Annotated in this window: 8 protein-coding genes, 7 tRNA genes, 3 rRNA genes and 2 pseudogenes; all 20 read right to left on the bottom strand. The window is 34.1% G+C overall.

Translation table 11 applies throughout. The features are described 5' to 3' along the window. Positions 1-8 precede the first annotated feature (8 nt). A tRNA-Arg gene (locus tag ACWJKS_RS18790) sits at positions 9-85 on the bottom strand. 51 nt (positions 86-136) lie between these two features. Then, positions 137-664 carry a GNAT family N-acetyltransferase gene (locus tag ACWJKS_RS18785; RefSeq protein WP_216304412.1) on the bottom strand — a complete coding sequence of 176 codons (528 nt, stop codon included), beginning with the start codon at positions 662-664 and terminating at the stop codon, positions 137-139. A gap of 230 nt (positions 665-894) precedes the next feature. Continuing rightward, positions 895-985 (bottom strand) — tRNA-Ser (locus ACWJKS_RS18780). Between the two features lie 27 nt (positions 986-1012). Continuing rightward, positions 1013-1103, bottom strand: a tRNA-Ser gene (locus ACWJKS_RS18775). Between the two features lie 124 nt (positions 1104-1227). Further along, positions 1228-1318, bottom strand: a tRNA-Ser gene (locus tag ACWJKS_RS18770). 27 nt (positions 1319-1345) lie between these two features. Further along, positions 1346-1436, bottom strand: a tRNA-Ser gene (locus ACWJKS_RS18765). 167 nt (positions 1437-1603) lie between these two features. Beyond that, positions 1604-2887 (bottom strand): serine--tRNA ligase, encoded by a 1284-nt coding sequence (gene serS, locus ACWJKS_RS18760; protein ID WP_216304411.1) that lies wholly within the window; start codon positions 2885-2887, stop codon positions 1604-1606. 50 nt (positions 2888-2937) lie between these two features. Then, positions 2938-3174: pseudogene (locus ACWJKS_RS18755) on the bottom strand (DUF1667 domain-containing protein); the annotation flags it as partial. 40 nt (positions 3175-3214) lie between these two features. Next, complete coding sequence (locus ACWJKS_RS18750) at positions 3215-4612, bottom strand: NAD(P)/FAD-dependent oxidoreductase (RefSeq protein ID WP_216304409.1); 1398 nt, start codon at positions 4610-4612, stop codon at positions 3215-3217. A gap of 172 nt (positions 4613-4784) precedes the next feature. Then, on the bottom strand, positions 4785-7001 hold the full coding sequence (locus ACWJKS_RS18745) for an ATP-binding protein (RefSeq protein ID WP_462960172.1): 2217 nt from the start codon (positions 6999-7001) through the stop codon (positions 4785-4787). Between the two features lie 260 nt (positions 7002-7261). Further along, positions 7262-9970: pseudogene (locus tag ACWJKS_RS18740) on the bottom strand (UPF0182 family protein); the annotation flags it as partial. 9 nt (positions 9971-9979) lie between these two features. Next, positions 9980-11143: a DUF362 domain-containing protein gene (locus ACWJKS_RS18735; RefSeq protein WP_462960171.1), complete on the bottom strand. Its 1164-nt coding sequence runs from the start codon at positions 11141-11143 to the stop codon at positions 9980-9982. A 25-nt stretch (positions 11144-11168) separates the two neighbouring features. Then, positions 11169-11684, bottom strand: a complete 516-nt coding sequence (locus ACWJKS_RS18730) for a transcription repressor NadR (RefSeq protein ID WP_216304407.1) — start codon at positions 11682-11684, stop codon at positions 11169-11171. A gap of 174 nt (positions 11685-11858) precedes the next feature. Beyond that, complete coding sequence (locus ACWJKS_RS18725; RefSeq protein ID WP_462960170.1) at positions 11859-12356, bottom strand: HDIG domain-containing metalloprotein; 498 nt, start codon at positions 12354-12356, stop codon at positions 11859-11861. Between the two features lie 146 nt (positions 12357-12502). Continuing rightward, positions 12503-12578 (bottom strand) — tRNA-Ala (locus ACWJKS_RS18720). Positions 12579-12583: 5 nt separating this feature from the next. Continuing rightward, positions 12584-12660 (bottom strand) — tRNA-Ile (locus ACWJKS_RS18715). A gap of 8 nt (positions 12661-12668) precedes the next feature. Then, positions 12669-12785 (bottom strand): 5S ribosomal RNA (gene rrf, locus ACWJKS_RS18710). Positions 12786-12975: 190 nt separating this feature from the next. Further along, positions 12976-15901, bottom strand: a 23S ribosomal RNA gene (locus ACWJKS_RS18705). A 292-nt stretch (positions 15902-16193) separates the two neighbouring features. Continuing rightward, positions 16194-17711, bottom strand: a 16S ribosomal RNA gene (locus tag ACWJKS_RS18700). The 16S, 23S and 5S rRNA genes sit together here with 2 tRNA genes alongside, the layout of an rRNA operon. Positions 17712-18242: 531 nt before the next feature. Next, positions 18243-20813, bottom strand: coding sequence for a DNA gyrase subunit A (gene gyrA, locus ACWJKS_RS18695; protein ID WP_462961097.1), 2571 nt, complete (start codon positions 20811-20813; stop codon positions 18243-18245). Between the last annotated feature and the right edge of the window lie 103 nt (positions 20814-20916).

Here is a 20916-nt window from a genome sequence, read left to right as displayed (position 1 = left end):
GGTTCTTATGGTGCGTCGGACAGGAGTCGAACCTGCGACCAACTGGTTCGTAGCCAGCTACTCTATCCAACTGAGCTACCAACGCATATATATCATTACTATATTACCATATTATATGCTAAGAGTAAAGATTTATTTACAAACTTTTATTTACAAAATCTTCTCTAAGAATTCCCATAATAATTACATCCCTATAATTCCCATAGGAAAAGCAAGTCTTTCTCTTCTTTCCTTCTTCTATAAACCCACATTTTTTATAACATTGAATTGCTCTTAAATTAAAATCTAGTACTTCGAGCTCTACTCTATGCGCAGCAATATCCATGAATAAATATTTTAACAAAACCTTTACAGAATCTTGCCCATATCCTCTATTCCAAAAGTTTTGACCTACAGTTATACCTAATACATATACATTTTTACTTTCACTAATTTCTCTAAACGTTATATATCCTACAACTACGCCTTTTCCATTTATAATGCTAAGATATTTCTTATCAAGATTAATAAACTTATTAAAATTATTTAATATATCCTCTTTAGATGGAGGCAATCTAAAATTACCATCAAGTCTCCTAACCTCTTCATCAGCCCAAATATCATAAAATATATTCAAATCTCGTCTCTCTACACATCTCAATAATATTTTATTACCTTTTAACATATTTTAGCCTTCTTTATTATTTTAATACTATAATTATACCTTTTATTTACTTTTAATTCAATAATCAAATTACTTATTTTGTAATATAACGATTTTTCAGAAGGAAAGTCTCCCTCCTCTATAGCTATGAGTTACATGCCCTAACAAATAAAAAACTTCAGTGGGCGTATAATTCACCTTGTAGTTATTCAATAAAGTAAAAAAAGTATCTAACAATTGTTAGATACTTTTGGTGGAGAAAGAGGGATTTGAACCCTCGCACCAGTTTCCCAGTCTATACCCTTAGCAGGGGCACCTCTTTAGCCACTTGAGTATTTCTCCATGGCTTAATTTTATGTCGTTAAAAAATGGTGGAGGAAGTGGGATTCGAACCCACGGTACGCTTTCACGTACGTCGGTTTTCAAGACCGGTGCCTTAAACCAACTCGACCATCCCTCCATATCTTAACGACAAGGTTAATTATATCAGCATGTTGATATCCTGTCAATATTTTTTTGAAAACATTTACCAACATAATATATTATGTAAAAATAAAAAACATCTAACAAATGTTAGATGTTGCTGGTGGAGAAAGAGGGATTTGAACCCTCGCACCAGTTTCCCAGTCTATACCCTTAGCAGGGGCACCTCTTTAGCCACTTGAGTATTTCTCCATAGCTTAATTTTATGTCGTTAAAAAATGGTGGAGGAAGTGGGATTCGAACCCACGGTACGCTTTCACGTACGTCGGTTTTCAAGACCGGTGCCTTAAACCAACTCGACCATCCCTCCATATCTTAACGACAAGATTTATTATATCAGCATAAACATCACCTGTCAACACATTTATATTTCATGCCATAAACTTCAATTTCATATACTATAATAAATAAACAACTTAATATTAAATACTTAAGTTGCTCATTTATTATTATGATATAAATTAATAATTTAAATACTTATTTTGAAATTAATGTTTTTTGTCCCATATACTTCACTAAAACATTTGGAATAGTTACTGATCCATCTTCATTCTGGTAGTTTTCAAGTACTGCAGCTAATGCTCTTCCAATAGCTACCCCTGATCCATTTAGTGTATGAATATAATTAGCTTTATCCTTTTTATCATCTTTATACTTAATGTTGGCACGCCTTGCTTGGAAATCCTCAAAATTACTACAGCTTGATATTTCAACATACTTGTTGTAGCTTGGCATCCAAACCTCAATATCATATTTAAATGATGCTGTAAATCCTAAATCGCCTTTACATATCTTAACTATTCTATAAGGTAATTCAAGTCCTTGTAATACTGACTCTGCATCCATAAGTAACTTTTCAAGCTCTGCATATGAATCCTCAGGCTTTGTGAATTTAAGAAGTTCTACTTTATTAAATTGATGTTGCCTTATAAGTCCTCTACTATCCCTTCCTGCTGAACCTGCTTCTTGTCTAAAACAAGCACTATACGCAACATGCTTTATAGGAAGATCTTGACCACTTAATATCTCATCTCTATAAATATTTGTAACAGGTACCTCTGCTGTCGGTATTAAGAAATAGTCTGTATTAGCCACTTTAAAAGCATCTTCTTCAAACTTAGGTAATTGACCCGTACCGATCATACTTTGTCTATTAACCATATATGGAGGCAGTATTTCTGTATACCCATTGTTATCCACATGAAGATCTAAAAAATAACTTATTAGTGCTCTTTCAAGCCTTGCTCCGAGGCCTTTATACACTGTAAATCTTGAACCCGTAATCTTTGCGCCTCTTTCAAAATCTAAAATATCATTGTCTGTTCCCAAATCCCAATGCGCTTTAGCTGCATAGCTGAAATGTTTAGGCTCTCCCCATTTTTTCACTTCAACATTATCTTCCTCGGTATCCCCTTCTGGCACATTTACACTCGGTATGTTTGGGATACTTAACATAATATTTTTAATTTTTTCATTTACTTCATATAGCTCAATATCAAAATTTTTAATTTCATCTGAAAGTTTTTTCATTTGGGACATAATTTCTTCTACATTTTCTCCACTTTTCTTAAGCTTTGGTATAAGCGCAGATTGAGTGTTCCTATTATTTTTTAATTCTTCAACCTCAACTAATATATCCCTTCTTGCTTTATCAAGAGATACCACTTCATCAATTACTGATAAATCAAAATTTTCCCCTCTATTTTTCATTAATTTTTTTATTTCTTCTGGATTATTTCTTATTCTTTTCAAATCTAACATGACTATTCCTCCTTAAATATTATTAATTATTTATTCTTGTAAAATTTTAATTAAGTATTTCTTTCAATATTTTTTGTGCAAATAATATCAACTCCAGTATTAAGTACGTTTTTACATACTATATCCCCTATTTTTATAGGAGGACCTACATGTATCCTGCTTAATGCTTTTGAGCATTCGATCCATAACTTCTTACTAATAGGTTTACTACTTTTTACTGGAACTACATTTCGTAATTTAGATCCTTTTATTCTAACTAAAGTTGTTAATATTGCTTTAGTTTCATTAAATTTGCAATCAGTTTTTTCGCTCAAATAAAATCATCTCCTACATACTATCAAATTCTTTTATTCTATATAACACAATATTAGAATTTTTTGAGTCCTTAACTATCTCTGTCATTTTCTTATTGGTTTCTCTTGCTAAAATAGAAACAATCTTGTTTAAACAATGTGATCCTTGACAATTTCCAAATGCAGCACCGGTTCTTCTTTTAACTCCTTCTACCGTCCGTGCACCTAAAGGTCTCCTTATAGCATCCACTATTTCACCTTCAGTTACTTTTTCACATCCGCATATTATATTACCATATTTTTTATCTATCTTAATAATACTTTTTCTTTCCTCGTCACACAATTCTCTAAACTTATAGTACTCACGCCTTTTATCATTGAAATCTTTTTTGAGCTTGCATTCCATCTTGCTCACTACACTCTCACATACAATGCTTGCTATAGCAGGTGTCATAGTAACTTGACCGTAGTGCTTTCCTTTAATCTGAATAAGTCCATCATCTATACCGCTATCATCAATTATCATAGGCTCTTCGAAAAAGGGCCATTCTAAAAACATTTTAACATCCATATCGTCTAGACCATTTGTTATCTTGGATACCCTATTTACTATTTCATCATAACTGACATTCTTTTTTGTATCAAAAGCAGCTACAGTATCGCCCTCCATAGTTGGAATTGTATACATACTTTCCCCTTTAACATTAATCATAAATAATGCATGCGAAAATCTTGCTTTTTTATCATTGTCTAAAAGTATATACTTTGATATTCCTTCATTATTATTTACATGAAGTTTTTTTTCATTTACTATACTGTAATTTTCTGAAGGTGTTGTATTTATTACCATTTTGCAAGTGAATTTATTTTTATTAGTAACAACTCTAAATCCTTTTGATATTTCTTGAATATCTATTACTTCTTCTTCTAATTTAAATTTTACACCATTATCAAATGCCACTTCGCCATAAGATAATGCTAAATCAAATGGACAAATTACCCCCGTATTTTTAGAATATAACGCTTTTTTAACATCTATATTTAAGTTTTGTTCCATTTCATATATGTATTCTGGGTCTAAAATAAATACGTCCTTCGTGCCTCGCTCTATTGCTCTATTATATATTTTTTTGATTATTTCAACCTCTTCATCAGTTTGAGCAATTATTAAGGAACCGCACCTTTTAAAGGGAACATTAAATTTAGCACTTATAGTATCCATCATTTTATTACCCATACGTTCAAGCTTTGCAGTTAAAACATCTTCACTTTCAATACCATTATATATCATAGCAGTGTTTATTAATGCTACATCATCCGCTATATCATAGTCTTTTTCAATAACAGCTATATTAAGATTATATTTTGAGATCTCATAAGCAACTGCACATCCAATTATTCCTCCGCCCAAAATAAGTACATCATAGTCCATCGTAACCCTCCAGAATAAAACAAAACTGTTTTAATTTACATTATTATTATATCCTTTTTTAAACATGTGACTCAATATGTTAAATTTTTTCCTAATTTCACTAAAAAAGAAGAACAGTCATCCATTCTTCTTTTCGCCCGTATTTTAGACGTAATTGTCATTTGATGGATATTCAATCTCTTATACTATAACAAGAAAGCATTTTTTTTAAACTTTCTTTATTTATAGGTTTATTTAAAATGAAATCAACATTATTCATATCTTGACCTTCAAAAGATCCCACCCAACCTGTCATTAAGCAAAAATATGTCTGATTGTTTATTTTTTTAACTTTTTCAGCAACTTGAAACCCATTAATACTCGGCATGGTAAAATCACATACAATTATATCATATTTTCTCCTTTGTAACTCTGAGTCTAAATTTTCACATCCACAAGCCTTTGTTTTACATTTAACAATTGATTTTATCATACTAGCAACAACATTTCTTATTTGCTCCTGATCATCGATAACAAGAATGTTGCCTTCAAAATCAATTACATCCCTTAATCCTACGTCATCACTTTTAGTTATTTTTTCACATAGGGGTAATTTAATAATAAAAGAAGTTCCTACATTTTGTTTGCTTTCAATTTCCATGCTCCCTTTATGTGAAAGTATTATATTATAAGAGATACTTAATCCAAGCCCTGAACCATCATTACCTTTTGTTGTAAAAAACGGTTCAAATATTCTTTTTTGAATCTCTTTTTTCATTCCCATTCCACTATCTCTTATTTCTATAATAGCCATATTAGCTTTATTTTTAGTAATGAATTCTATTTTACCACCTTTTGGCATAGCATCTATAGCATTTACTATTATATTTATAAATACCTCTCTTATTTCTGTTATATTTCCTTGCATCTCCTCATTAGATTTTAATGATTTAATTATGCTTATTTTTATTCCTTTAAAACTACTTCCTGTTAGCCATTTACTTTTAGTTAAATCTATTGCATCTGAAATTACATTATCTACACTAAAAATTTCAAAATCATTATCTTTTCCATTACATTTTTGGGTTAATTTTTTAACCTTATTAGTAATATTGATTCCATCATACGCACATATTTCTATAATGCTAATCAACTTCAAATTTTCTTTTTCCTTAGTTTTATCCTTTAAAAGTTGAACAGAGCCTACAATTGGTGTAAGTATATTATTTATATCATGAGTTATTCCCGCAGCCATTTCTCCCATAGCTCTCAGTTTTTCGTTTTGTATTAGTCTATTTCGCATATCAGAAAATCTTTTTTGATCCTGTATTAAATAAAATGCAGTTTTACATATTGATTTTAAATGTTCTATGTTATTTTTAGATAGCTCTCTATTATTTTTATATCTTCCTATACATATTACACCCTTAGAACTATCATAATATTCTACATTAATAGCCATATAGCTTACTATGCCTAATAACTTGAATTTTTCTACTAATTCTGAGTCCTCTATTTCACTTAAATTTAATAATGAATCTCCATTACTATTTAATACCATTTCATTGAAGTTATTAATATAATGGATCGTTTTTATATCCTTAATCAAATAGTATTTATGTTTTTTAGTGATCCCATAATAATTACCCAATTCTATCGCATTTTTTTGATCTTTAACTGAACTATGTAAAATACAAAAATCTACATCACATACAGTCTTAATTTTATTCATTACGATTTCTCTGAATTCATTTTCATCTGTATTTTGGGGTATATCTGAAAAAATATCATTAAATAAAACTAAATTTTTATTCTGATATTTTAGTTGTGAATTAGACTGAAGCATCCAAATTGCTTTTTCTATTTCACCCTTATTTTTAAATTCCATTTCTTTATTTCTATCTATAATAATTAATGTTTGAAATAAATTGCTAAATCTATGCAATTCATTGAAGTTATATACATTGTTGTTAATGTATACCATATTAGAAATATTATCTTTTGAACACTCTATTATTTTTTGAACACATTTAATTAAAACATCTACTTTTCCAACTCTTCTAATTACATTTTTAAAATCCCATACTATTCTCAATTTTTGTCTAACAACAAAAATAATATCTAAAAACTCTCTATAGTCATAATCAAAAGTATCAATATTATACGTTTTTATTTTAAAGATACCTTCATTTATATTATGCCTTATGAAGTCTTCATCACCATCAAAGTTTTTTTCAATATTTTTATAGAATATATCATCTGTAAAAAATATTATTTTTTCTCCGTTTATAAGAGCATCTGAAATATTTTTTATTATTACTTTAGGTAAATTATTAATATTTAAAGAATCTGTACCTATACACAATGAATTTTTACCAGCCTTATACAAATTATTATTTGTATATTTCATAACATAACCCCCATACCCCTTACACTCTTATATATATAAACTTATTCGACATTTTATTTCAAATTCCTTTGTTTTATACAATATTTATCTCACTCTATATATTTTTACATAACGCAAAACAAATTATACTATAAAAGTAAGGACATACAACAATATATGTCCTAAGATAACATTCCATGATAATACAATGTAACATAATCCTATTTAAAACTGAGGAGGTTTTAATATGATTGATTATGTTAACTATATTTAAATATATTTTACTCACTTATTTTATTTAATGTATCACCTAATTGTTTTATAAATATCCCATATTCAGCCCACTTACCATTTTTTTGAGCTTCCAACGCCTTGTTATAAATTTCTTTAGCAATTTTTATATTTTCCAATGATTTTTCATCTAAATTTGATTTTTCTTTAGTTTGGGATATATTATTTTTGTCTGTATAATCAAATATTTGTTCAAGCGCTAACTCTATATTATCAGCTAAAACTATTTTATCACCATAAGACACTATAACCTTTTTCATCTCTGGTATGCTTTTCTCGCCTTTAGCTCTCAAATACATAGGCTCTACATAAATCAAAGAATTTTTAATTGGTATAATTAATGTTTCTCCAAATTGGACTTGTGAACCTTGTGTATTCCAAAGTGATAATTCTTTTGATATTATAGTGTCCTGATTCATCTTTTGTTTAAATAGTACAGGGCTATATACTGTTTGCTTCGGTGGGAATTTATATAAAACCATTTTCCCATAATTGTCCCCATCCATCCTTGCTGCCAATAACGATACCATGTTATCTCGCCCTTTAGTGTTGAAGTATTCAAGTAAGATCATTTCTTCTGTGCTTTCATTCGGTAGTTTCATTATTACATAAGAAGCTTTGTTTTTTTCATTTTTACCCTCAACCTTCTCTTTGTTAGTTGCTATAGACCACACATCATCTCCGTTATAAAATACTCCAGGATCAGTTATGTGGTATTTACCAAGTACATTACATTGTAAATTAAATAAGACTTCTGGATATCTAAGATGTTCTTTTATACCACTAGGAACTGTCTCTGAATCCTTAAATAGTTTTGTAAATATCTTTGAATAATTATTTGCTATAGGATCCTTTTTATCAACTATATAAAATTCAGGTATTCCATCTACTGCGTCAATGACAACTTTAATTGAATTCCTCATATAATTCACACCATTTTGTGGCTGTGAAAACGGATATCTATCGGAGGTTGTATATGCATCTATAATCCAGTATAATCTTCCTTCGTTAATTACAATGTATGGATCACTATCATATGTTAAAAATGGAGCAATTTTTTTTACTCTTTGAACTATATTTCTATCAATTAATATTTTACTATTAGAAGTTATATCGTTGGATAATAAAAACTGAGTACTTTTTTTATTTATTGCAAATAAAATTCTATTTGCGACGCTCATCTTTATTCCAGCCTTTCCATCATAGTTATTAATTTGGTTTTCTCCACCCTTAGGATAATCTAACTCTCCAATTTTTGTATTGACTATACTATAATCATTGGTACTTTCACCAAAATATATTCTAGGATTATCTGTTTTTATACTTGTTTTATTTTCTAAAGGTATATTATTAATCACAAAATCCGGCTGACCTTCACTTGTTACAGAGTTTACCTTACTCATAGCCACACCGTATCCATGAGTATAAACTAGATGTCTATTTTGCCAAGTATTTGAATTGTCTTTTAATGACTCTAACTCAATTTCTCTTGGTGCAATAAATACTTGATTGTATTTCCCATTTATATTATATCTATCAATATCTAAATCATTAAATCCATAATAAAACCTCATATATTGAAATTGATTATAAAATTCTAATGCTGGTTTAAAAGAGTTTATTTTTATATTATCAATAGTATCTTTATTAAAATTAATATCCTCTTTCGTTAAATCATTTTTTATTTCAAATGGAACTTCTCCTATGGTATGTAAATTAAAAGCTTTTCTCGTATTGTCTATATTATATTGAATATATGGTTTTTCTAAAGTTTTTTCATTCGATTGAACTTGAAACTTTTGAACTAGATTTGCTGTTATATGTTCCCCAAAAATTAATGCAACAACCACAACAACAGATATAATCACAGGCTTTGTTTTATATTTTAGTATACTTATAAATGTAATTATGGCTGCAATTAAAGATACCACCGCTATTGTTTGGTAAAACCTTAAGGTTACATGTATATCTGTATATCCTGCTCCAAATACTATTCCTCTTGGCGAGTATACTAGATTCCAAGCTTTTACTAAGTATCCAAGAGCTACTAGCATCAATATTAGTGAAGACACTATGGAAAGCTGCCTTCCTGCAAATTTAGTTATTCCACTCTTAAAGTTTTTAAATTTAGAAAATATATTTCCTTTATTGGAATGTAATATATGATCCTTTGCAGTTAATGTGATGTATATTACTATAGTAATAATTACTAATACTACTAGCAAAGTTATGAACATTCGATATAGTGATTCAATTAATGGAAGTTTGAATATAAAAAATGAAATATCTTTTTTAAATAATGGGTCTACAGTATTAAAACTTGTAGCATTCGCGAACTGAAGTATTGTATACCAATAGTTAGAAGCAAATGTAATCGAAACTATAAAAGAGATTATAATATTTATAAATATAATAATTTTGCGTTTTAATCTTTCTTTATTTTTATTCACTTCAACAACCTTTTTCCATCTTAAAATACTACTTTTAAATGTTTTATAATACATCCATATTGCAATATAACTCACCATAAATACTGGTATTATTAACTTTATAATTGATGTTAATTTAGTAAAATATACTGATAAATATCCTACTTCCTTAAACCACTGTATGTTTATAGCAAAATTAATTATGTTACCTAAGAAAGCTAAAAGTATTACTATTATTGCTATAATGATAGCTACGGTCTTTTTTCTTTTCGTAAAAAATCACCTCTTATCTAATTTTAGTAATTTAGCTAACTTTGAATATTTTGTTTCAATTGCACCAACTGGGCATAATTCCTGACAACAAAAACATCTAATACATTCATGCATATTCCATTTAGGATTTAATATGTCTCCTTTTAGTACCATCTCAATCGCCGCAGGCTTCTCTGGACATACCTCAGCACACCTTCCACACCCTATGCATTTTTCTTTAATTAGGGTTGGGTTTGGTGCTATCATTTCTCTTAGAAAATTAGTTACCCCTGGGTTTATAAAATAAAAGTTACCTCCCTTCCTACATAGTTTAAAATCTTTTGCTTTCATAGATTCTAAGTCTTCACCAAGTATGTTTATATCCTTTGAAAGTACTACTCCCCATTTGCTATCATATGCTTCTTTTAAAACAGGTGTATCCAAAGGATCATCGTAACCTATAAGTCTAACGGCAGTGGAATCCACAGCTGTTAAGCTCTGTCCCATAATTAAAGTATTCATTTTATATGGCTGTCCACTTTTAGGTCCATTACCTTCCATAGCAATTATACCGTCTAAAATAGCAAAATTAGTCCCAACGGCCGTATTCAAATCCAAAAGCATCTTGCAAAAATTATTTGCATCAGGCATTCTTGTATGCCAAGTTGCTTTTTGCGTTCCTGGTATACAACCAAATTGATTTTTTACAGCTCCTGTATAATAGGCCATAGCATGTGTTTTAAGTTTTGGCAGTGATATAACAACGTCTGCCTCATAAGCAGCTTTAGAGATATTCCAAGATTTACATAAAATAGAATTATCTAATTTAATATGTACTGACTCTTTAAAATCCTCAAAAGTAACTCCGTATTTATCAGCAACCTCCATAAGACCAGATTTTTCTGCTGCTTTTCTTGAATCTCCGAAGCCAGGCGAATCACCAAAGCTAATGTAACTAGAATATTCCCTAATAACTCTAATTACTGCTTCAAAAACAGCATAATGAGTTACTACTGGCGATCCTTTACTCTCAACACTTAACATATTAGGCTTTAAAAGTACTTTACTGTTTTTTGGTATTAATTGTTTCAAAAATTGGTGTCCACCCAATAATTCAAATCCCTCTCGCAACTCTTTTTCTACTAAATCGACATCATATTCCGTACATTTTAAAAGTGCAACATTTTCCATAATACTTTCTCCTTTAATAATTAAATTACTCACAAATTAAGTAATTCTTATTTTTTAATTCTTTTATAATACACTCTATAATCTCTTCATTATCCGCTTTTATAGTATGTAAGTGTATTCCTTTAGTTAACGAGGATAATGGCTTGGCACTAAATTCTTTAAACTTTCTTGTGAATTTCTCAATATCCATAATTGTCTTTATCATGAGCATTGCTCTTATTTCACCGTATAAAGAGTGTTCTACTGTTACATCCTCTACTATACCCCCAAATTTTACAATGCATTCAAGCTCATTATATATATCGTCTCTTGTGTGTGAAACTGCAATTACCCGCCTTACATAATTACTTTCTTCTTTAGGTATTAAATAACCTTCTGAAGTCGCAATTATATTTACACCTTCTGCCCTTATAATTGCAATATCTTTTACTATAACTTGTCTTGTAACCCCTAGTTTCTCTGCTAAAAAGTTACCTTTACATGTAATATTGTCTTTAAATAATTTGTTTTTAATATATCCTCTTCTTTCCTTTGAATCCATTCTTTCCTCCCAATATTTGTATTTAATTATATTCTATCACTCTTTATGTATTATTAGAAATACTTTATAACATATAAATGATTTTAAATTAAAAGCATCCTTTTTTATAAGTATATTTATCTAATATATACTTTTACTGTGATAAATCAAAAAAAGAAACTATATATTAGTTTCTTAATTTCTATCATCACATTCTTTTAATAAATCTAATTCTATATCACCTGTTATATTATTATTATGATGATTTTTCACTAAAAATAAAATTCTATCGTTGTAACCATACTTCCTTAATAAACTATATCCTATATCTCCATGATTATAATAAATATTAACATTTTTATTTTTCTTATATGTTCTAATTTTTCCATTTGTCACCTTGTGAATTATAACCATTATAGCTTTATCTATTGGATTCATACTATTATATATTTTACCTATATCATGAAGCAATGCAACCTTTATCAAATCATTTGATTCTAACTTTCTTTGATTACAAGTTAATTTTACATCCCTAGCTACATTTATACAGTGTTTTTGCTCATAAGTAGGTAATTGGTTTAATAATTGTAATTCATAAGTTTCTAAATGCATTTTAAGAAACTCTAAATCTTCATCATTAATCTTCGAAACCATTGACCTGTAAAACTGCTTTACTCTATATAGTGACATCATAAAGTTCCTTTCATATTTCATATTATTGCTTTTATATTGTAATACATCTTACCTAATAAATCTATAATTAAATCATTTCCTTTTGAAATGTCGTTAAGGACTAATTTTTAACGAAATAAAAAACAGCCCATATTTGGACTGTTTTTTGGTGGAGATAAAGGGAATCGAACCCTTGACCCCCTGCGTGCAAGGCAGGTGCTCTCCCAGCTGAGCTATATCCCCACATATGGTGGACCTTCAGGGACTCGAACCCCGGACCGACCGGTTATGAGCCGGTAGCTCTAACCAGCTGAGCTAAAGATCCATGTATTGACCTGGCGACAACCTACTCTTCCACAAGGTCACCCCTGCAGTACCATCGGCGCATTGAAGCTTAACCTTCGTGTTCGGTATGGGAACGGGTGTTACCTTCATGCCATAATCACCAGATTTATAAGGCATTAACCTTACAATTAAAGTATACCAAGCTATTGTTAACTTGTCAATATACTTTATGAGATATTCTCTCAAAATTGCACAGTGAATTAATCTTCTTCCTTTGTCAGAAGCTTAGTTTCTTTCTTACGAAAGAAATAATTTCTGCGAAAGAAGTATATCGCATTACTTTTAATTATATATTTAGGTCAAGCCCTCGACTTATTAGTATTAGTCAGCTGAACATGTTACCATGCTTACACCTCTAACCTATCAACCTGGTGGTCTTCCAGGAGTCTTACTAACACCGCACTTACGTGCGAGTTATGGGAAATCTCATCTCAGGGTGGGCTTCACGCTTAGATGCTTTCAGCGTTTATCCCTTCCAAACATAGCTACCCAGCGATGCCACTGGCGTGACAACTGGTGCACCAGAGGTTTGTCCATCCCGGTCCTCTCGTACTAAGGACAGCTCCCTTCAAATTTCCTACGCCCGCGACGGATAGGGACCGAACTGTCTCACGACGTTCTGAACCCAGCTCGCGTGCCGCTTTAATGGGCGAACAGCCCAACCCTTGGGACCTACTTCAGCCCCAGGATGCGACGAGCCGACATCGAGGTGCCAAACCTCCCCGTCGATGTGGACTCTTGGGGGAGATCAGCCTGTTATCCCCGAGGTAGCTTTTATCCGTTGAGCGATGGCCCTCCCACGAGGTACCACCGGATCACTAAGCCCGACTTTCGTCCCTGCTCCACTTGTAAGTGTCGCAGTCAGGCTCCCTTCTGCCTTTGCACTCTTCGCGCGATTTCCAACCGCGCTGAGGGAACCTTTGGGCGCCTCCGTTACTTTTTTGGAGGCGACCGCCCCAGTCAAACTGCCCACCTAACAATGTCCTGTGACCAGATTCATGGCCTCCAGTTAGAACCTCAGTACTGTCAGGGTGGTATCCCAAGGATGACTCCACACAGGCTGACGCCCATGTTTCTCAGTCTCCCACCTATCCTGTACAGACAATACCGAAATTCAATGCTAAGCTACAGTAAAGCTCTACGGGGTCTTTCCGTCCAATCGCGGGTAGCAAGCATCTTCACTTGCACTACAATTTCGCCGGATGTGTTGTTGAGACAGTGCCCAAATCATTACGCCATTCGTGCGGGTCGGAACTTACCCGACAAGGAATTTCGCTACCTTAGGACCGTTATAGTTACGGCCGCCGTTTACTGGGGCTTAAGTTCATACCTTCGCTTGCGCTAAGTAATCCCCTTAACCTTCCAGCACCGGGCAGGCGTCAGCCCCTATACATCAGCTTTCGCTTTAGCAGAGACCTGTGTTTTTGCTAAACAGTTGCTTGGGCCTATTCTCTGCGACCTACTTACGTAGGCACCCCTTCTCCCGAAGTTACGGGGTCAATTTGCCGAGTTCCTTAACAACAATTCTTCCGATGGTCTTAGGATTCTCTCCTCACCTACCTGTGTCGGTTTGCGGTACGGGCACCAATATCCTCGATAGAGACTTTTCTTGGCAGCGTGGAATCAGATACTTCAGGAATAAATTCCCTTCCCCATCACATCTCAGCGTTAAGAGCAAACGGATTTGCCTGTCTGCTCCGCCTAAATGCTTAGACACACATCCAATAGTGTGCACATCTTATCCTCCTGCGTCATCCCATTTCTAATAACGTCCATTGGTGGTATCGGAATATCAACCGATTGTCCATCACCTACGCCTTTCGGCCTCGGCTTAGGTCCCGACTAACCCTGAGAGGACGAGCCTTCCTCAGGAAACCTTAGGTTTTCGACCGTTAAGATTCTCACTTAACTCTCGCTACTCATGCCAACATTCTCACTTCTGTACCGTCCACCACTCCTTACGGTATGACTTCAGCCAGTACAGAAAGCTCCTCTACCGCGTACACAATTGTGTACACCCATAGCTTCGGTGGTAAGTTTTAGCCCCGGACATCTTCGGCGCAGGATCTCTTGACTAGTGAGCTATTACGCACTCTTTAAATGAGTGGCTGCTTCTGAGCCAACATCCTAGTTGTCTTAGAAATCCCACATCCTTTTCCACTTAACTTACACTTTGGGACCTTAGCTGATGGTCTGGGCTGTTTCCCTTTTGACTACGGATCTTATCATTCGCAGTCTGACTGCCGAAATAAAAGTATATGGCATTCGGAGTTTGATAGGGTTCAGTAACTGTTGTCAGCCCCTAGCCCATTCAGTGCTCTACCTCCATTACTCAATTAATCGACGCTAGCCCTAAAGCTATTTCGAGGAGAACCAGCTATCTCCGAGTTCGATTGGAATTTCTCCGCTATCCACAGCTCATCCCATGGTTTTTCAACACCAACGTGGTTCGGACCTCCACGGAATTTTACTTCCGCTTCATCCTGGCCATGGATAGGTCACCCGGTTTCGGGTCTACGACATGCAACTATGCGCCCTATTCAGACTTGGTTTCCCTTCGGCTCCGTACCTTAAGTACTTAACCTTGCTACATATCGTAACTCGTTGGCTCGTTCTACAAAAAGCACGCCGTCACACATATAAAGTGCTTCGACCGGTTGTAGGCACACGGTTTCAGGTTCTATTTCACTCCCCTTCCGGGGTTCTTTTCACCTTTCCCTCACGGTACTTCTTCACTATCGGTCACTAGGTAGTATTTAGCCTTGGGAGGTGGTCCTCCCAGCTTCCCACAAGGTTTCACGTGTCTCGTGGTACTCTGGATTAGATCTGACTGTTTTTCCTTTTCATTTACAGGCCTATTACCTTCTGCGGAGCAGCTTTCCAGCTATCTTCAATTAAGGAATTGCAGTATTTATGATCTATCCTCAACCCCCAGATCAAAGACCTGGGTTTGGGCTCTTTCCCTTTCGCTCGCCGCTACTTAGGAAATCGATGTTTCTTTCTCTTCCTCCGGGTACTTAGATGTTTCAGTTCCCCGGGTCTACCTCTGCATACCTATTTATTCAGTATGCAGTACATAGTTGTTACTATGTGGGTTCCCCCATTCGGAAATCTTTGGATCACAGGCTATTTGCGCCTACCCAAAGCTTATCGCAGCTTAACGCGTCCTTCTTCGGCTCCTAGTGCCAAGGCATTCGCCATGCGCCCTTTGTAGCTTGACCTTGATTCTGTCTATTTACATAGACGGTTATATTAATTTTGCGAAATTGTATTAAATTAATTTATAAACTACTTGCGTAGTTTTAATTTTTTTAAAACAACTTTTTTCACTGTGCAATTTTCAAAGAACATTTTAAGAAAAACTATTCATTATCTAACTCCTAAGAGTTAGATAAAATTAGTCTCTCAAAATTAAACAGAGAACTAGGTACGATTAATTACAATAGATATTTTTGAAGAACAAATTAATATTCTTCTATTGCATCGACCGAAGTCAATACATCTACTCCCTAGAAAGGAGGTGATCCAGCCGCAGGTTCTCCTACGGCTACCTTGTTACGACTTCACCCCAATCATCAATCCCACCTTCGGCCGCTGGCTCCTTACGGTTACCTCACGGACTTCGGGTGTTACCAACTCTCATGGTGTGACGGGCGGTGTGTACAAGGCCCGGGAACGTATTCACCGCGACATGCTGATTCGCGATTACTAGCAACTCCGGCTTCATGTAGGCGAGTTGCAGCCTACAATCCGAACTGGGATGAGTTTTTGAGTTTGGCTCCACCTTGCGGTCTTGCATCTCTTTGTACTCACCATTGTAGCACGTGTGTAGCCCTAGACATAAGGGGCATGATGATTTGACGTCATCCCCACCTTCCTCCCGGTTAACCCGGGCAGTCTCACTAGAGTGCTCAACTTAATGGTAGCAACTAATGATAAGGGTTGCGCTCGTTGCGGGACTTAACCCAACATCTCACGACACGAGCTGACGACAACCATGCACCACCTGTCACCCTGTCCCGAAGGACTTCGCCCATCTCTGGGTTATGCAGGGGATGTCAAGTCTAGGTAAGGTTCTTCGCGTTGCTTCGAATTAAACCACATGCTCCGCTGCTTGTGCGGGCCCCCGTCAATTCCTTTGAGTTTTAATCTTGCGATCGTACTCCCCAGGCGGAATACTTAATGTGTTAACGGCGGCACCGAGGTTCGACCCCCGACACCTAGTATTCATCGTTTACGGCGTGGACTACCAGGGTATCTAATCCTGTTTGCTCCCCACGCTTTCATGCCTCAGCGTCAGTTACAGTCCAGTAAGTCGCCTTCGCCACTGGTGTTCTTCCTAATCTCTACGCATTTCACCGCTACACTAGGAATTCCACTTACCTCTCCTGCACTCTAGACACCCAGTTTCAAATGCAGCACCCAAGTTAAGCTCGGGTATTTCACATCTGACTTAAATGTCCGCCTACGCATCCTTTACGCCCAGTAAATCCGGACAACGCTTGCCACCTACGTATTACCGCGGCTGCTGGCACGTAGTTAGCCGTGGCTTCCTCCTCTGGTACCGTCATTATCGTCCCAGAAGACAGAACTTTACAACCCGAAGGCCTTCATCATTCACGCGGCGTTGCTGCGTCAGGGTTTCCCCCATTGCGCAATATTCCCCACTGCTGCCTCCCGTAGGAGTCTGGACCGTGTCTCAGTTCCAATGTGGCCGATCACCCTCTCAGGTCGGCTACGCATCGTCGCCTTGGTGAGCCGTTACCTCACCAACTAGCTAATGCGCCGCGGGTCCATCTCAAAGTGGAATTTTCCGAAGAAAAATCCTTTGATGTTTCGATCATGCGACCAAAACATATTATGCGGTATTAATCTCCCTTTCGGGAGGCTATTCCCCTCTTTGAGGCAGGTTACCCACGTGTTACTCACCCGTCCGCCGCTAATCCACCCCGAAAGGTTTCATCGCTCGACTTGCATGTGTTAGGCACGCCGCCAGCGTTCGTCCTGAGCCAGGATCAAACTCTCAATTTAAAAGTTTACACTTTTTTAGTTGAAATGATTAATCTGCGACAACTGTTAAGTTGTTACGCAAGCTCATTACATACTTTTAATCTTACGACTAAATTTTACTTTATACTAAAGTAATTAACTGGTTTAACGAAATATTATTTCGCTATCTTTACCTATTTCTCTGTTTAATTTTCAAAGACCAATTTATTTTGTCATCATGTGACGACTTCTACTATTTTACTATTTAATTTTAAAATTGTCAATATATTTTTCTATTTTTTCAAATATTATTTTGAGTTTAGAAAATTATTTGATCTTTAAAATTAAACTGCTATTGTTACTAATTCGTAACGACAAGGAATATTGTATCAAATCTATTTATTACTGTATTTACAATAGTTCTATTCCTACATAGATTATACTAATCCTTATATATATATCTTTGTTTTTCTCTGATTTACTGCTTGAGATACACTAGGTTAGTTATAATACATAACCACAGATTAAAAAAAGTACTTATTTGAAATAACTCCAAATAAGTACTTTAATATTTTAATATTCTATTTTATCATTTACTTCACTAGTTGTTTCTAATTCATGTTCCTCATTATCAGAAGTTTCTTTAATGTTCTCTTGAACAGAGTCAGCTTTTTCTTGTACAGAATTTGTTTCTTCTTGCAAAGAATTCTCATCTGTATTAATTTCATCACTACAATTTATTTTAGCTATAGCAACTATATTATCTCCTTCTCCATTCCTCATTAAAGTAACTCCCATGGTATTCCTACTTGTAGTTGATATTCCATCTACATTTAATCTTATAACAACACCATTACTGTTTATAAGTATCATTTCGTCTCCATCTTTTACTATTCTAGCCCCTACAAGTTTTCCTGTTTTATCTGACACCTTATAAGTTATTACGCCCTTACCACCTCTACGTTGGAGTGAGTATTCTGAAACCAAGGTTCTCTTTCCAAATCCATTTTCACTTATAACTAAAAGTTCTTCTTCAGGCTTAACTATATTCATAGACACTACAATATCGCCTTGTCTTAAAGTTAAAGACTTAACTCCAGTTGCAGTTCTTCCCATACCTCTTACATCTTTTTCACTAAATCTTATAGAATAACCATTTCTTGTAACAAACAGCATTTCGCTATCTCCAGTAGTTATTGCAGCTCCAATTAGTTCATCATCTTCTCTTAAATTTATTGCATTTAAACCATTCTTTCTTATAGCAGCATATTTATCAAGTGATGTTTTCTTAATTAAGCCATGTTTTGTTCCCATTACAAGATAATTATCCTCTAAGAATTCCTTAAGACATATAACTGCTTGAATCTTTTCATCGCTATCTAAAGGTATAATATTTATCAAGTTTGTTCCCTTAGCTGTTCTTCCACCTTCTGGAATCTCATATGCTTTTAATTTAAATGATTTTCCTTTGTTTGTGAAGAATAAAATATTATTATGAGTGGTAGTTGTAAAAATATGTTCCACAAAATCATCTTCTTTTGTAGTAACACCTTGTATCCCCCTACCCCCTCTTTTTTGAGCACTATAAGTATCAGCTGGAAGCCTCTTTATATACCCTGCATGAGTTAGCGTTATTACAATATCTTGCTCTTGAATTAAATCTTCCTCATCTATACTGTATGGGTTTTTTTCTATTGACGATCTTCTAGTATCACCATATTTATTTCTAACTTCTATAAGTTCGTCTTTAATTATGTTCAATAATACTATCTCATCTGCTAAGATTCCTTTTAAATAATTAACTGTCTTCATTATTTCGTTATACTCAGCTTCTATTTTATCTCTTTCAAGACCTGTAAGTCTCCCAAGTCTCATTTCAACAATAGCAGTTGCTTGTTTTTCTGATAAATCAAAAGCATTAATTAAACTTTCTTTAGCTTCACTAATATTTTTAGATGATCTTATTAAACGAATTACTTCATCAATATGGTCTAGCGCAATTTTCATACCTTCTAAAATATGAGCTCTAGCTAATGCTTTATCAAGATCAAATTGAGTCCTTCTTCTTATTACATCTTTTTGATGGTCTAAATAATGAACTAAAACTTGTTTTAAATTTAAAGTTTGAGGCTCACCATTTACAAGTGCTATCATTATAACCCCAAAAGTATCTTGCATCCTCGTATGTTTAAATAGCCTATTTAATACTATATTAGGGTTTGCATCTCTTTTTAGTTCTATAACAATTCTCATACCTTCTCTATCTGATTCATCTCTTAAATCTGATATTCCATCTATCTTCTTATCTTTTACTAAATCTGCAATACCTTCTATAAGTTTTGCTTTATTAACTTGATAAGGTAATTCTGTTACTATTATCGTATTTCTGCCTTTGTTATCTTCAATATCAGTTTTAGCCCTTACGAGGATTCTTCCTCTTCCTGTTTCATAGGCACTTTTTATTCCTGCTCTTCCTAGGATAATTCCTCCCGTAGGAAAATCTGGACCTTTTATTTTTGTCATTAATTCACTTATAGCAACTTCTGGTTCATCAATAACCATAAGTACTCCGTCTATAACTTCTATTAGGTTATGTGGAGGTATATTGGTTGCCATCCCTACAGCAATTCCTGTTGATCCATTAACTAAAAGATTAGGAAATCTTGATGGTAGCACTGATGGTTCCTTTTCTTCTCCATCAAAATTAGGAATGAAATCTACTGTCTCTTTATTAATATCTCTAAGCATTTGCGTTGTAATTTTGCTCATTTTAGCTTCTGTATATCTCATTGCCGCCGCTGAATCACCGTCTACAGACCCAAAATTTCCATGCCCATCTACCAACGTACATCTTTGTGAAAAATCTTGAGCCATTCTAACTAATGCACCATACACTGCAGTATCCCCATGTGGGTGATATTTACCTAAAACATCCCCTACAATTCTGGCACACTTTCTGTATCCTTTCTCTGGTGTTAATCCTAATTCATGCATAGAGAATAATATTCTTCTATGGACAGGTTTAAGCCCATCTCGTACATCTGGAAGCGCACGGCTTACAATAACACTCATAGCGTAATCTATATAAGATTTTTTCATTTCACGTCTTATATCAATAGGTAAAATTTTTCCCTGATTATTAATCATGTTACACCTCTTTAAACAAAATATTTTAATGCCACTCTAGAAAGCAATTTCATCATACTCCATGGGTGACGGTAATTACCTTAATGGATTAACCTTCGTA

It is taken from the genome of Clostridium sp. CM038 (assembly GCF_055081105.1).
This window is presented reverse-complemented; position numbering and strand designations above follow the sequence as displayed.

What these genes read in the sequence shown, in the direction of transcription:
- ACWJKS_RS18785 (WP_216304412.1), bottom strand. Translation starts at nt 664, where the DNA reads ATGTTAAAAGGTAATAAAATATTATTGAGATGTGTAGAGAGACGAGAT.
- serS (WP_216304411.1), bottom strand. Translation starts at nt 2,887, where the DNA reads ATGTTAGATTTGAAAAGAATAAGAAATAATCCAGAAGAAATAAAAAAA.
- ACWJKS_RS18750 (WP_216304409.1), bottom strand. Translation starts at nt 4,612, where the DNA reads ATGGACTATGATGTACTTATTTTGGGCGGAGGAATAATTGGATGTGCA.
- ACWJKS_RS18745 (WP_462960172.1), bottom strand. Translation starts at nt 7,001, where the DNA reads ATGAAATATACAAATAATAATTTGTATAAGGCTGGTAAAAATTCATTG.
- ACWJKS_RS18735 (WP_462960171.1), bottom strand. Translation starts at nt 11,143, where the DNA reads ATGGAAAATGTTGCACTTTTAAAATGTACGGAATATGATGTCGATTTA.
- ACWJKS_RS18730 (WP_216304407.1), bottom strand. Translation starts at nt 11,684, where the DNA reads ATGGATTCAAAGGAAAGAAGAGGATATATTAAAAACAAATTATTTAAA.
- ACWJKS_RS18725 (WP_462960170.1), bottom strand. Translation starts at nt 12,356, where the DNA reads ATGATGTCACTATATAGAGTAAAGCAGTTTTACAGGTCAATGGTTTCG.